The following is a 12,922-nucleotide window of genomic DNA, read 5'->3' on the forward strand; positions in this document are numbered from 1 at the left end:
TTGGCGTCCATCCGGCCACGCCGCTCGTGAGTCGGATCACTCGGACGATCCCACGCTGCACTCGATTTGTACAGGGTGCACCACGCGATTTCCGCCCGGGCAGCCGGAACGGTGAGAGCCCCGTGCCACAGTGGACTGTGCGGTCGCCCGGGGAGCGGAACACCCGTTCATCCTGGAGGAGATGGTGCATCCCGTCACGGTCGGTCGAGCGCAGCCCGGCGCCGGTCCGCGCCACGCGCCGTCGGCCGTGAGCGTGCAGTCCGCGTCCCACCGCTGTGCGGGCAGGTACTGCCTCGAGCGCCGCGCCGGCCTCCTGGTGCTGTGGTGGCAGCGAGACTCCCTGATTACCGGCACGGACGTGCTCGGAGCCTTCGACGCACTGCGTGAGCTCTCGGACGGCGATGCCCTCCCGCTCGTCGAGCACCTGCACGACGTCGTGGGGTTCCTGCCCGATGCCCGCGATGCCCTCACGCACTACGCGCTGAGTTCCCGCGTGGCGCTGGTCGGCGGCAGCCCCGTGGATCGCGTGATCGCCGCCTTCGCGGAGACCGGTTTCACCGAGACCCGCTACTTCGAGTGCGCCGACGCCGCGGAGGCCTGGGCCCGCGCCACCTGACACCCGGGCGCCGCTCCGGTCCTGCTCCCTGGATGGCGGCGTCCTTCATCGGGTTCTACCCGAACACGGGTGCGAGGAATCGCCGCTCGTACCGTCGGATGCAGCGGCTCTCCCGGGCGAGACGGTACGCGTCCACGCAATCTGGGTCCGTCCGCGACTCCTCGCGGTACGTCTCGTAATCGGCGAGCGAGGGAAACGTGAAGATGGCGTAGGCCTTATCGCTGTCCCCCTCGCTCGGCAGGAAATACCCGTGATGATTACCGCCCATCCGGCCCACGATCCGAATCCAGCGCCGGCCGTATTCCTCGAAGTCGGCCAGCTTCTCTGCGTCGATCTCGTAGGTCAGATGAACGGTGATCACGGTGCGTCCGTCGCGTCCCTAGCGGCTTTCGTTGTAGGCGTCGATGATCGACTGCGTGATACGTCCGCGTGAACTCGGGTTGTAGCCGTTCTCCTGGGCCCATTGGCGGATCTGCTGGGTGTCCTCGCGCTTGGACCGCGAATTCGATTTCCCCGAGGCCGACTGCTGCTTCGCGGAACCGGACTTCCGGCCCTTCTCCACGTACTGCGCGAGTGCCTCCCGCAGTGCGTTCGCGTTGTCGCTGGTGAGGTCGATCTCGTAGGCGACACCGTCGAGGCCGAAACGGACGGTCTCCTGTGCTTCCTCCCCGTTGAGATCGTCGACCAATTCAACCTGTACCCGCTGAGCCATGTGATTCTCCTGTGGTGTCCGGTGCAATTCCCTGTTCCCCTTCGTCGACCATATCGCGCGGTCCGCGAAAGAGAGAAAGCGCCATTGCCGTGACGAGCGGAGGATTATCGGGTAGGGCCATTCCTCTCGTCGATGACGAGGGGGAACCCGAATTCCTCGAACAATGCCGGGGAGAGGAAATTGTGATGGCCGATGATACGTCCGCCGTCGGTCTCGATGACCTGGATGGCCCACGGCTCCCACAGGCCGGGCTCCACGAGGTGGTAGTTGGCGAAGCCTCCCGCGCCGTTGACGTCCACGGGAAGGAGCCGCCCTCCCTCGCAGACGCTTCCCTTGCCCACGAACCAGGCGAGGACGTCCTTGGGCCCCGACAGCCAGAGGTCGAAGGGCGGCATGGAGAGCACCACGTCGTCGCGCAGCAGTGCCGCGAGGGCGTCCATGTCGTACGCCTCGAACGCTGCGAGGTACTTCCGCAGGAGGGTGCGGTGCGCCGGGTCCTCGAGGGGCATGTGTGCGGCGGGTTGCTGCGTCGCCATCGTCCTGCGTGCCCGCTGGAGCGCGCTGTTGACGGACGCAGGAGTCACCTCCAAGAGTGTCGCCACCTCGGCGGCGGACCAGCGGAGAACCTCGCAGAGGATCAGGGCGCTGCGCTGCAGCGGCGGGAGGTGCTGCAGGGCGGCCACGAAGGCGAGGCGGATGGTGTCCCGTGCCTCGGCGACGACGGCGGGATCCCCCGACGTGTCGATGACGCGCTCGTCCGGGATCGGCTGCACGAACGTGTTCTCGGTGAGCGGGGCGCCGAGGACGGCGTCGGCCGTGCGCGTCGACGGCCCGAGGTCCATGGGACGGGCACGCCGCTGCGGGCTCCTGAGCATGTCCACACACACGTTGTGGGCGATCCGGAACAGCCAGGTGCGGAGGGCAGACTGTCCCTGGAAGGTCGTCCTCTTGGACCAGGCCTTGATGAGCGTTTCCTGGACGGCGTCCTCGGCCTCGGAGGACGCGCCGAGCATACGGTAGCAATAGCCCGTCAGGTCCCGCCGCGAGGCTTCGAGGAGGTGCTCGAAGGGATGATCGCCCGGCCCGGCGGCGTGCGTGGTGTCAGGAGCGATGGTGGGCTGCATGCATCGACAGTAGCGACGCCGCGGGCGCTGCACGAGGGCCACGGGGGAGAATCCGCGCGTGGACCGATGACTCCGGGACGTCCGTACCGTCTACTGGGTGACAGCACCCCTCGAAAGACAAGGAGCGCCCCGTGCGCAGACTCACAGCAGGCCTCTTCTCCTCCGTGGACGGGGTGGTCGAGGATCCCCAGCTCTGGCAGTTCGACAGCTTCGACGACGAGCTCGGCGCGGGGATGGGCGCCATGATCAGCAGGGTGGACACCGTGCTGCTCGGTCGGCACGGCTACGAGGAGTGGTCGGAGTACTGGCCCCGGGCGGAGGCGGGCGACCCCTTCGGTGCCTTCATCAACCCCGTGGAGAAGTTCGTGGCCTCCCGCACGCTGACCGGCGAGCTGGGGTGGACGAACGCCTCGCTCATGGACCAGCCGCTCGAGGACTTCGTGCAGTCGCTCAAGCAGACCGACGGCGGTGACATCGGTATCTGCGCCAGCATCTCCCTGGTCCGCCAGCTCCTGTTCGCCGGCCTCCTCGATTCTCTGACGCTGATGATCCACCCCGTGGTGGCAGGGACGGGCCGCCACCTGTTCGTGGCCTCCGATGCCGTGACGCGACTCGAGTTGCAGGAGGTCACGACGACCAGCAGGGGCAACGTGCTCGCCTCCTACGGCCTCCGCCCCGGAACGGTGGGGCAGTAGGAGTGTCCTTCCAGGCCTATCTCGACGCGATCGAGACGAAGACCGGACTCACCCCGCGGCAGCTCGTGGAGCAGGCGAAGGAGCGCGGCTTCGACGCACCGGGAACCAAGGCGGGAGTGATCGTCGCCTGGCTCAAGGAGGACCACGACCTCGGCCGCGGTCACGCGATGGCACTCGTCCACGTGATCAAGAACGGTGCCACCATCGGCGACAAGCACGTGGGCAGCGCCGGCACGCACGGTGACGCGTCCACGGAGTTGTGGCTCGACGGGGCGGCCACCCGGCCGGACCCCGCCGGGTCGTGATGCCGCACCGTGGCGCCTAGGCTGCAGGTCATGGCCGTCCTGATCGATCCGCCGTCCTGGCCCGCGCACGGCACCGTGTTCTCCCACCTCGTCTCGACGACGTCCCTCGCTGAACTGCACGCCTTCGCCGAGGCGGCCGGGATATCGCGCCGCGCGTTCGACGAGGACCACTACGACGTACCCGAGAGCCGCTACCGCGAGCTCGTGGAGCAGGGCGCCCGCGCGGTCGGCGGGGCGGAGCTGGTGAGGGCGCTGATCGCCAGCGGGCTGAGGGTCCCTGCACGACGGCGGGGGCCACGCCTCCGCGCCGCTCTCACCTCGCGCTGGCGCGCGCTCCTGCCCGAGCAGCAGCGCCTCGGTGAGGAGTTGCTCGATCGGTGGTCCGAGCCGCACCGGCGCTATCACGCGCCGGCGCACCTGCTGGCGGTCCTCGAGGCGCTGGACGAACTGTTCACGCCGGCCGACGTGCGGACCGCCGTCCTCCTCGCCGCCTGGTTCCATGACGCGGTGTACGACGGGGTAGCGGGCGAGGACGAGCGCGCCTCGGCGGCACTCGCCGTCGAGCGGCTGGCCGGAGTGGTCCCCTCCGCCGTCGCGGCCGAGGTGGAGCGGTTGGTCCTTCTCACCATCGGTCACGACCCTGCCCCGGACGACCGCCCGGGGCAGCTCCTGTGCGACGCCGATCTCGCCGTCCTGGCCGGGACCCCCGAGGACTACGCCGGGTACGTCGCCGCCATTCGGGACGAGTACGCGCACGTCCCCGAGGAGGACTTCGTGGTCGGCCGCGGCGCGGTCCTCGAGCACCTCCTCGCGCTGGATCCCCTGTACCGGACGCCCGAGGCGGCCGAGCGGTGGACCGTCGCGGCCCGGCGCAACCTCGAGGCGGAGCTCGCCGGCCTGCGGGAGCGACGGCCTTCCGGCGGGTGACCGCCGTCGTGCCTTGTCCGTGCCTGCGCTGCCGGCGCTGCCGCCGCCGGGTCGGAGGTGGCGGTCGAACTCGGGGTCTTCGCCACGACGGCGCGTCGGCGGGGCGGCGTTTCGCCCGTCGACACGCCCTCGCCGGCGGCATAGACCCCGGAACCGCCGGCTCGGCCGTCACACCGCCGGCGCCGTGGTCGTGATCGGTGCCATCCTGCTGCTCGTCCTCGGTTTCTCCACGCTGTTCCAGACGTGTCAGGAGCTCGGCAACGGGGTGCACGAGGTCAATGGCGTCACCTACACCTGTAATTTCTGACCGGTGCACATCACGGTTCGGCGTTGATTCGCCGTGGGTCGTCGCGGGATGGCGCGCCGTGCCCGATCATGGAGCATGACGCGGCTCGCACGGTGGCCCATCGCGGCACTCGCCCTTTTCCTCACCGCCTGCGCGGCCCCCGGCACTGCCGGCGGCCCTGCGCCGTCACCCGCGGGGAACGACGTCGTGCCCGCCGATAGCGGCGGAACCGCGTCGCCCGGTGGTGCCGCCACGGGCTCGCCCGCCGCGGCCGGCGACGTCACCGGCCAGGGAACGGTGCTGCAGGTCGGGGATGCGCCACCGCAGCTCTGCCTCGGCGGCGTCGCGGAATCCTACCCGCCGCAGTGCGGGGGCCCCGAGATCGTGGGCTGGGACTGGGACCTGGTGCAGCAGTGGGAGCGGGCCTCGGGCGTGACGTGGGGGGCGTATGCCGTCACGGGTACCTGGGACGGCACGGTGTTCACGAGCACGGCGGAGCCCGTACCGCTCTCCCTCTACGACGCCCTGCCGTTCGAGGATCCTCTGGAGGGTCGCCAGGGGAGAACGGACCCCTCCGAGCTGGATCGGATCCAGCGGGAGATCTTCGAGGCGGAGAACGCCGACCTGCCACTCACCGGCGGTGTGGACCGCGGTTTCGTGAGCCTCCTGGTGTTCTACGACGACGGCAGCATCCAGGCGCGCATGGACGCGACCTACGGGCCCGACGTCGTGGTGGTCCGATCGGCGCTGCGGCCTGCCGCCTGACGCGCGATCACCCCGCCCCGAGGTGCATGGTCACCTGGTACCTGTCGGAGCGGTAGGCGGAGATGCAGTACTCGATGGCCGTGCCGGGCTGGTCCACACCGCTGAAGGACCTCCGGTGGAAGAGCAGTACCGGCGCCCCGGGCTCGATCCCGAGGAGCGTGGCGATCCGGGTGGGAGCAGCAGCCGCCTCGACGGTCTGGATCACGCGGTGCACCGGGTAGCCACTGGCCGCGAGCACCTTGTACAGCGAGCCGGTCAGATCCTCCGAGAGCAGGTCGGGGAGCGGTGCGGGCGGCAGCCAGGACTGGTCGACGCTGACCGGCATCCCGTTCGCGAGCCGCAGGCGGTCGACGAGCAACGCAGGCGAACCCTCGGGGAGTTGCAGGTGCTGGGCTGCTTCCGGTGGGGGTTCGGCCGTCGCCGCGGTGATGACGCGGGTGCTCGGCTCGAACCCCGCCGCCCGCATGTCCTCGTTGAAGGACGCCAGGTGCAGCACCGAGCTGACCTTGCCGTGGGAGACGAAGGTGCCCTTGCCCTTGATCCGCACGAGGGCGCCGTCCTGCACCAGGTCGGCGATGGCCCGTCGCACGGTGATGCGGGAGACACCGAATTTGTCCTCCAGTTGCCGCTCGCCGAGCAGGGCATCGCCGGGCCGCAGCCCGGTTGCCACCAGTTCCTGGATCTGGCGGCGCACCCAGACGTGCTTGAGCTCGCCGGTCGCCTCCGTCTCCACGGTCAGCCGCTCACGACGGCGGCCTGGAGGGTGAACAGCGTGGCGGAGGCCGTCACCGAGGTTCCCGCGGCGCTCGTCAGCACCGTGCCCGGCTTCGTGTCGAGGACGACGACGGGACAGCAGGGATCGAGGTCCTTCGACCTGATGAAGGGGACATCGACGCTCACCATCGGGTCGCCGGCCTCGACGGTGTCGCCTTTGGCGGCGTGCACCGTGAAGCCCTCTCCCTTGAGGTGCACGGTGTCGATGCCGATGTGCACCAGGACGGCAGGGCCGGTGGGGTGCTGCACGATGAACGCGTGCGGCATGACCTTCACCACGCGGCCGTCCAGCGGTGCGACGGCGGTCAGGACTCCCGCACCGGCGTGCGCCACGACGGCGACGCCGTCACCCACCATCCCGGCGGAGAACACGGGGTCCGGGACGTCGGCGAGCGCGATCACGCTCCCCGCGAGGGGGGAGAGGACCGCGAGATCCCCGGCAACCCCTCCGCTCACATCAGGTCCTGGATGTCCTCGGCGAGATTCTCGGCCTCCGGGCCGACGACCACCTGCACCACGGTGCCGGCGACCATGACGCCGTGCGCCCCGGCGGCCTTGAGCGCGGCCTGGTCCACGATGGAGGCATCCACCACCTCGGTCCGGAGGCGCGTGATGCATCCCTCGATCTCCTCGACGTTCGCCGCTCCTCCGAGCGCGGCGAGGATGATCTCTGCTTTCGACATGTCTGCTCCTTGGGGTCCGGCCGGTCGTGGCTCATCGGCGGGGCACTCTCCCCGTCCACTTGTTGACAGATCCGCGCCCGAGCCTTCAGAGTGATCACACTCACTGGTTATAACCAGCTGGAGCAGACTCTACTGATCCGACCGCGGCATCACAAGCAGGCGGTAGGCACCACCCGAAGCATCTCCACGCCGTCGCCGGCACCACACCACTCGCACATCGTCCCGGCCGGCCCACCAGACCCCGCACCGAATCGAGGACCACGATGACCACGGACCAGACACCGAAGCCCGGAGGCTCCGGCGCATCCTCCGCGCCCGCCACCGCATCGAAGAAGGGTGAGGGCAAGGCCCTCCAGAACCTCCAGCGGTTCGGGCGCAGCCTCATGCTGCCCATCGCCGCCCTGCCCGCAGCGGCACTCCTCCTCCGCCTCGGCCAGGACGATCTCCTCGGCAGCTTCGAGTCGCTGACCACCGTGGCCGCTGTCATCGGCGCCGCGGGCAACGCCCTGTTCGCCAACCTCCCGCTGCTCTTCGCCGTCGGCATCGCCTTCGGCTTCGCACGGAAGGGAGACGGCTCCACGGCGCTCGCCGCCGTGGTCGGCTACCTCGTGATGAACGGGGTCTTCGAGGCCATGGCTCCGGTGGTCCTCGGTGCGGCGCCCGAGGGAGAGGACCCGCCCGTCATCAACTACGGCGTGCTCGCCGGCATCATCATGGGTCTCACCACGGCGCTGCTCTGGCAGCGCTACCACCGCATCAAGCTGCCGGACTGGCTCGGATTCTTCGGTGGGCGCCGCTTCGTGCCCATCATCACGTCCTTCGCCGCCATCTTCATCGGGGTCGCCCTCGCGCTGGTCTACCCGATCTTCAACAACGGCCTCACGGCCGTCGGCGAAGCCGTCTCCGAGAACACGGTCGCGGGCAGCGGCGTCTACGGCTTCCTCAACCGCATGCTCATCCCACTCGGCCTGCACCACATCCTGAATGTCTTCGTCTGGTTCACCCTCGGCGAGTACAACGGCAAGACGGGCGACCTCAACCGATTCTTCGAGGGCGACCCCACCGCCGGCGTCTTCATGACCGGCTTCTTCCCCATCATGATGTTCGCCCTGCCCGCTGCTGCCCTCGCCATCTGGCAGGAAGCCCGGCCGGCCCAGAAGAAGCTCGTGGGCGGCATCATGCTCTCCACCGGCCTCACCGCGTTCCTCACGGGCATCACGGAGCCCCTCGAGTTCTCCTTCATGTTCGTCGCCTGGCCGCTGTACATCATCCACGCGATCCTCACCGGTACGTCGATGGCGCTCGTCAACGCCCTCGACATCCACCACGGGTTCGGGTTCTCAGCCGGCGCCATCGACTACCTGCTCAACTTCGGCATCGCGGAGAAACCGCTGTGGCTCATCCCGATCGGGCTCGGCTATGCCGCCGTCTACTACGTGCTGTTCCGCTTCGTCATCCGGCGCTGGAACCTGAAGACGCTCGGGCGTGAGGACGAGGGCGCTCCCTCCCTCGCGACACCGGACGCCAGTTAGCCGCCGCACCGGAAGGGGAAGCTGTGCAGATCATCCTCTGCGACTCCGCGGAGCAGGTGGGAGTCCGCGCGGCGGACATCATCGAGGGGTACTTGCGGAGGGGGCCGGCCGTCCTCGGCCTCGCCACCGGCGGCTCGCCGGCATCCACCTACGCCGAACTGATCCGGCGGCATCGGGAGGACGGCCTGAGTTTCGCCGGTGCGCGCGCCTTCACGCTCGACGAATACGCAGGTCTCCCCGCGAGCCATCCGCAGTCCTACCACTCGACCATCCGCCGCGAGTTCGTCGATCACGTCGACCTCCCGTCACAGGGGCTGTCGACACCGCGGGGCGATGCCGCCGATCTCGTGACCGAGGCAGCACGGTACGACGCGATGATCAGCGAAGCCGGGGGGATCACCGTCCAGATCCTCGGCATCGGGACGAACGGGCACATCGGGTTCAACGAGCCGACGTCGTCGCTCAGCTCCCGGACGCGCGTCAAGACGCTGAGCGGCGCCACCCGCACCGCGAACGCGAGGTTCTTCGACCAGGACGGCGAGGACGTGCCGAAGCTCTGCCTGACGCAGGGCCTCGGCACGATCGGGGAGTCGCGCCACGCCGTCCTCGTAGCGCTGGGCAGCGCGAAGGCGGCCGCGGTGAGGTCGATGGTCGAGGGTCCGGTCAGTGCCTTCTGCCCCGCCTCGGTGCTGCAGCTGCACCCGCGGGCCACCGTGATCCTCGATCAGGAGGCGGCCACCGAGCTGACCCTGCTCGACTACTACCGCGACGCCCAGACCTTGAACGACGCCCTGCCGTGATCGGTGACGGCCGGGCGTGGGGCAGGACACAGGTGCTCTCGATCCCGGGCGCCGAGGTCAACGAGGACGCCGTCGTGGTGACGCCGCGGTCGCTCGTGATGATCGACGGCGCGACGGGCCTCAGGGCCGGCCGCATGGCGGCGTGGTCGAGCGATGCGCAGTGGTTCGCGCACTCGCTCGCGGCGCTGCTCGCCCAGCGCCTGGACGCCGACGTCCCGGTCGTCGAGGTCCTCCGGATCTGCCTCGAGGTACTGCGGCGTGAGTACGTCGCATCGGGAGCGGAGGATGCCGGGGAGGATGATGCCGGCCTCGGTCCATCGGCGTCCGTCCTCATCATGCGGGTCGACGGGCCGGTGCTGGAGGTGTACTCGCTCGGCGACTGCCTGGCGCTCGTGGGGTCGAGGGACGGCGCCGTGGAGGTGATCCGCGACGGTGCCGTCGCCCAGCTGGACGCGGCGGTCATCGCCCGGCTCGTGGCCGTGCGTGGCGAGCTGCCGCTGGCGGGAGCGAAGCCGCTCGTCAAGGATCTGCTCGTGCGCAACCGGCTCCGGCGCAACAGGCCCGGCGGGTACTGGATCGCCGACCTGGGCGCGGAGGGGACCTCCCACGCGCTGACGCGACGATTCCCGCTCCCGGACGTCCGGGACGTCGCGGTCATGACGGATGGCTACGCAGCGGTGCTCGACGTCGTCGGCCTGGTGGCCACGCCGCAGGAACTCCTCGCGAGGCTCCGGCGCGAGGGGCCGCAGCCCCTGGCCGACGACCTCCGCCGCGTGCTCGGCGGCGATCCCGAGTGCAGGGCGTACCCGCGACTCAAGCTGATGGATGACGCGTCCGTCATCACGGCCGACGTCGGTGGATTCCCCGACCGATCGGATGATCCCGGGCCATTCCTCCCGCAGGGCCAGGACCCGGTCGCGGAATAGCCGCCGTCGAAAATAATCCCCCGACGGCGTACGCACAGTGCCAGTATGGGAACAGCGAGCCTGCCGGCGTTGAGCCGGACGTTCCGCCAGTCATGAAGCCGGCTGTCAGAGCTGATGTGTCGCCGACCGCCGCGCGGTCCTCGATCGAGGCTTCCCGGCCGAAGGGTATTCGCTGATGCAGGGCCTGCGCACCCACGACGCGATGATGCACGCCGGGTTGGCCTTCGCCACGGTATGGACCCACGTGCTCAACATGGGCGGAGCCGTCGGGGAACTCGAACTCGACGCCTACCTCCACGGTCTGATGCCACTTCCCCTCGGTGATCGCGACTGCGTGGCGCAGGCCGTCAACGAACTGCTCGATGACCGCGAGAGGGCAGGGACCCCCTGCTGCTGCCGGGCGCCGTACAACGCGGTCGGCGCTGCCCATGCGGGCGGCATCGGTGGCGAGCCCTGCTCCGGTCATCATGACGGCACACGACCGGCCGGACGGGTCAGCGGGATTGCAGAGCGTCCAGTGCTACGGCCATGGCGGCCGCAACCCGTGCGTCGAGCCTGGCGCCCGGAAGCGTGACCAGGTAGCGGTCCCTGAGCGAGCGCCCGCGCTCCGAGGACATGATCGTCTGCCCGGCCTGGTCCATGAAGTCGAAGTGGAAGAGGAACGGGGACGGGATGGCCTCGAGGACGGGCAGCATCTCCCACACGCGCCGGCCGATCGCCACACCGGCGCTCCGCTCGCTACCCCTCGCCTGGACGCCCGCGGCCTCGAGGTGCCACGTGGACCGCAGCAGTGAGGCGCCGAAGTCCTTCCGGAAGTACCCGATCTGCTGGCCGGAGGCGTCGGTGACGTCGTAGCCGGCGCCGAGGTCGAGGCGTTGGCGGGCCTTGAAGGCGAAGAGCACCTCCGCGCGTGACTCGTCGCGGTAGAAGGTCACCTGCTCCTTGAACGCCGCGCGCTTCTGCTGCGCGAACGCGAGCAGCTCGCCGGGCCGGCCGGCGGCATCGGCCGACCTCACCTCATAGCGGTTCACCATCATGGTGATCTTCTGTGCCACCGTGAAGCGCTCCACGCCGTGTGCCAGTTCCATACCGACGGTCCTCCCCGCTCGACGAACGCCCTGCCGGGCTCCCTCCGCCGAGCCTACCGAGGATCGTGCGCGAGCATGCCCATCAGAAGGACGTCGTGCCATTCGCCGTCCCAGAACAGGGCCTCACGGCTCCGCCCCTCCTCGGTGAAGCCGCACTTCTCGTACACCCGCCGCGCGCGCGGGTTGAAGGCGAAGACCTCGAGCGAGATCCGGTGGAGCCCCACGTCGTCGAACGCGTGCGCGACGACGGCGCGCAGCGCCTCCGTGCCGTAGCCGCGGCCGAACACCTCCGGGCCGATGAGGCTCATCCGCAGGCCGACCGAGCGGTTGTCGGTGTCGAGGTCGTTGAGCACGATCTCCCCGATGAACGCGCCAGCGTGCAGGATGGCCCAGTCCGCGCGGTCGTGGGCGTCCGCACGGGACGCCAACCACGCGATGATCTGTTCCCGGGTGAAGGAGGCGTGCGTGCCGGTGAGGCGGCGGGACTCGGGGTCCTGGAGGCCGCGCCAGAGCCCCTCGAGGTGGTCCGGTCCCAGCGGCTCGAGGACCAGCCTCCGGGTATGGAGCGTCCGTTGCTCGCGGAACGGACCGGCCGGGACGGGACCGGGCGGAATGGCCTCTGATGAAGAGGGGTTCGGCGGGGGCGGCTGCACGAGGCCCGACTATGCCCTACGTGACCGGGGCCGGCAACGGTGGGGAGCCGATAGCCTGAGGTCATGGAACGCGTCGCCGTCATCTCGGACCTGCACGGCAACGCGACAGCCTTCGAGGCGGTGCTCGAGGACATCCGGCGCCGCGGCATCGACACCGTCTACAACCTGGGCGACGTGGCGGGGAAGGGCCCGCGGGGTTCCGAATGCGTGCGCCTCAGCCGGCTCCACTGCGCCGTCACCGTTCGCGGCAACTGGGACGACTTCCTGCCCACCGAGACACCCGAACGGCGCGACGACGCCGGCTGGTGGTGGCACAACGAACTGACCCGCGAGGACCGTGAGTGGCTGCAGTCGCTCCCGCTGAGCCACGACATCGTGCTCGGCGGCCGGCGCATCCGCCTCTTCCACGCGTCCTCGAGGAGCGTCTACCACCGTGTGCACGCCCACCACACCGACGAGGACTTCGAGGAGATGTTCCTCGCCACCGATCTCACGGGGCACGGGCCCACGCCCGACGTCGTCTGTTACGGCGATATCCACGACGCCTTCGTGGAGACGATCCTCGGGCGGACCCTCATCAACGTGGGCAGCGTGGGGAACCCGCTCGACGAGCCCCGGGCCTCCTACGTGGTGCTCGAGGCCGAGCCGGCCGGCAGCGCTCACGGCAGTGCTCACGGCGTTGCTCGGAGCGGGGGGTACGGCACGTTCGGCATCCAGTTCGTGCGCGTGCCGTTCGACGTCGAGGCGGAGATCGGCGTCGCCGCGGGGCTCGGCATGCCAGCCCTCGAGGCGTACGCCGTCGAACTGCGGACGGCGGTGTACCGCGGGAAGCATGCGGAGCTGGGTCTCGTCGGTGGGACCGGCGCCGCGGGCGACGGCGAAGCAGTCGCGACGGGGCCGGCTGCTTGACCCCGTCGCACTGCCCCACATCCGTGCAAGCACAGTCGTGTAGTCAACGTCCGTCCACGGACACGTCCGGAGCCAGTTGCTGCATCCCCTCAGTGTGTGCCGCGCTCCTCAAGCCACTGCGTGAGCC

At 69.7% G+C, this 12,922-nt stretch carries 18 protein-coding genes; 10 read left to right on the plus strand and 8 right to left on the minus strand.

Annotation, left to right across the window (positions count from 1 at the left end):
- Positions 1-181 precede the first annotated feature (181 nt).
- On the plus strand, positions 182-616 hold the full coding sequence (locus AC4D12_RS11310; protein ID WP_490950015.1) for a hypothetical protein: 435 nt from the start codon (positions 182-184) through the stop codon (positions 614-616).
- Between the two features lie 55 nt (positions 617-671).
- On the opposite strand, the gene AC4D12_RS11315 is transcribed toward AC4D12_RS11310, so the two are convergent.
- The 3 genes from AC4D12_RS11315 to AC4D12_RS11325 form a co-directional block, all read right to left on the minus strand.
- The gene (locus AC4D12_RS11315; RefSeq protein WP_490950016.1) at positions 672-977 is read right to left on the minus strand and encodes an NIPSNAP family protein; all 306 of its coding nucleotides are present in this window, start codon (positions 975-977) and stop codon (positions 672-674) included.
- Positions 978-995: 18 nt separating this feature from the next.
- Positions 996-1,328: a histone-like nucleoid-structuring protein Lsr2 gene (locus tag AC4D12_RS11320; RefSeq protein ID WP_490950017.1), complete on the minus strand. Its 333-nt coding sequence runs from the start codon at positions 1,326-1,328 to the stop codon at positions 996-998.
- Between the two features lie 104 nt (positions 1,329-1,432).
- Positions 1,433-2,452, minus strand: a complete 1,020-nt coding sequence (locus AC4D12_RS11325) for a sigma-70 family RNA polymerase sigma factor (RefSeq protein WP_490950018.1) — start codon at positions 2,450-2,452, stop codon at positions 1,433-1,435.
- Positions 2,453-2,583: 131 nt separating this feature from the next.
- Here AC4D12_RS11325 and AC4D12_RS11330 point away from each other — a divergent pair, with 131 nt between their 5' ends.
- The 5 genes from AC4D12_RS11330 (at position 2,584) to AC4D12_RS11350 (ending at position 5,430) form a co-directional block, all read left to right on the plus strand.
- Complete coding sequence (locus AC4D12_RS11330) at positions 2,584-3,147, plus strand: dihydrofolate reductase family protein (protein WP_490950019.1); 564 nt, start codon at positions 2,584-2,586, stop codon at positions 3,145-3,147.
- A 2-nt stretch (positions 3,148-3,149) separates the two neighbouring features.
- Positions 3,150-3,452 (plus strand): DUF4287 domain-containing protein, encoded by a 303-nt coding sequence (locus tag AC4D12_RS11335; protein WP_490950020.1) that lies wholly within the window; start codon positions 3,150-3,152, stop codon positions 3,450-3,452.
- A gap of 30 nt (positions 3,453-3,482) precedes the next feature.
- Positions 3,483-4,379 (plus strand): DUF4031 domain-containing protein, encoded by an 897-nt coding sequence (locus AC4D12_RS11340; protein WP_490950021.1) that lies wholly within the window; start codon positions 3,483-3,485, stop codon positions 4,377-4,379.
- A 184-nt stretch (positions 4,380-4,563) separates the two neighbouring features.
- Positions 4,564-4,686 (plus strand): hypothetical protein, encoded by a 123-nt coding sequence (locus AC4D12_RS11345; protein ID WP_490950022.1) that lies wholly within the window; start codon positions 4,564-4,566, stop codon positions 4,684-4,686.
- A gap of 75 nt (positions 4,687-4,761) precedes the next feature.
- A complete protein-coding gene (locus AC4D12_RS11350; RefSeq protein ID WP_490950023.1) occupies positions 4,762-5,430 on the plus strand; it encodes a hypothetical protein in 669 nt (222 codons plus the stop codon).
- A 7-nt stretch (positions 5,431-5,437) separates the two neighbouring features.
- On the opposite strand, the gene AC4D12_RS11355 is transcribed toward AC4D12_RS11350, so the two are convergent.
- Genes AC4D12_RS11355 through AC4D12_RS11365 form a run of 3 tightly spaced genes read right to left on the minus strand, consistent with a single transcriptional unit; the run spans position 5,438 to position 7,013 of the window.
- Positions 5,438-6,163 (minus strand): GntR family transcriptional regulator, encoded by a 726-nt coding sequence (locus AC4D12_RS11355; RefSeq protein ID WP_490950024.1) that lies wholly within the window; start codon positions 6,161-6,163, stop codon positions 5,438-5,440.
- Positions 6,164-6,165: 2 nt separating this feature from the next.
- Complete coding sequence (locus AC4D12_RS11360) at positions 6,166-6,660, minus strand: PTS sugar transporter subunit IIA (RefSeq protein WP_490950025.1); 495 nt, start codon at positions 6,658-6,660, stop codon at positions 6,166-6,168.
- Positions 6,657-7,013 (minus strand): PTS sugar transporter subunit IIB, encoded by a 357-nt coding sequence (locus AC4D12_RS11365; protein ID WP_490950136.1) that lies wholly within the window; start codon positions 7,011-7,013, stop codon positions 6,657-6,659. Before AC4D12_RS11365 ends, AC4D12_RS11360 begins: the two co-directional genes overlap by 4 nt.
- Positions 7,014-7,150: 137 nt before the next feature.
- On the opposite strand from AC4D12_RS11365, the gene AC4D12_RS11370 reads away from it, so the two are divergent.
- Genes AC4D12_RS11370 through AC4D12_RS11380 form a run of 3 tightly spaced genes read left to right on the plus strand, consistent with a single transcriptional unit; the run spans position 7,151 to position 10,145 of the window.
- Positions 7,151-8,419, plus strand: coding sequence for a PTS transporter subunit EIIC (locus tag AC4D12_RS11370; RefSeq protein WP_490950026.1), 1,269 nt, complete (start codon positions 7,151-7,153; stop codon positions 8,417-8,419).
- Positions 8,420-8,442: 23 nt separating this feature from the next.
- Positions 8,443-9,219: a glucosamine-6-phosphate deaminase gene (gene nagB / locus AC4D12_RS11375; protein WP_490950027.1), complete on the plus strand. Its 777-nt coding sequence runs from the start codon at positions 8,443-8,445 to the stop codon at positions 9,217-9,219.
- Positions 9,216-10,145 carry a protein phosphatase 2C domain-containing protein gene (locus tag AC4D12_RS11380; RefSeq protein ID WP_490950028.1) on the plus strand — a complete coding sequence of 310 codons (930 nt, stop codon included), beginning with the start codon at positions 9,216-9,218 and terminating at the stop codon, positions 10,143-10,145. The genes nagB and AC4D12_RS11380 overlap by 4 nt, the downstream gene beginning before the upstream one ends.
- 494 nt (positions 10,146-10,639) lie before the next feature.
- On the opposite strand, the gene AC4D12_RS11385 is transcribed toward AC4D12_RS11380, so the two are convergent.
- Positions 10,640-11,233 carry an LURP-one-related family protein gene (locus AC4D12_RS11385; RefSeq protein WP_490950029.1) on the minus strand — a complete coding sequence of 198 codons (594 nt, stop codon included), beginning with the start codon at positions 11,231-11,233 and terminating at the stop codon, positions 10,640-10,642.
- 53 nt (positions 11,234-11,286) lie between these two features.
- Entirely contained in the window at positions 11,287-11,886 is a 600-nt protein-coding gene (locus tag AC4D12_RS11390; RefSeq protein WP_490950030.1) for a GNAT family N-acetyltransferase, read from the minus strand.
- A gap of 63 nt (positions 11,887-11,949) precedes the next feature.
- Between AC4D12_RS11390 and AC4D12_RS11395 the strand changes: the two genes are divergently transcribed.
- Positions 11,950-12,795 (plus strand): metallophosphoesterase family protein, encoded by an 846-nt coding sequence (locus AC4D12_RS11395; RefSeq protein ID WP_490950031.1) that lies wholly within the window; start codon positions 11,950-11,952, stop codon positions 12,793-12,795.
- The last annotated feature ends 127 nt before the right edge of the window (positions 12,796-12,922 follow it).

The organism is Arthrobacter sp. TJ-266, assembly GCF_058269115.1.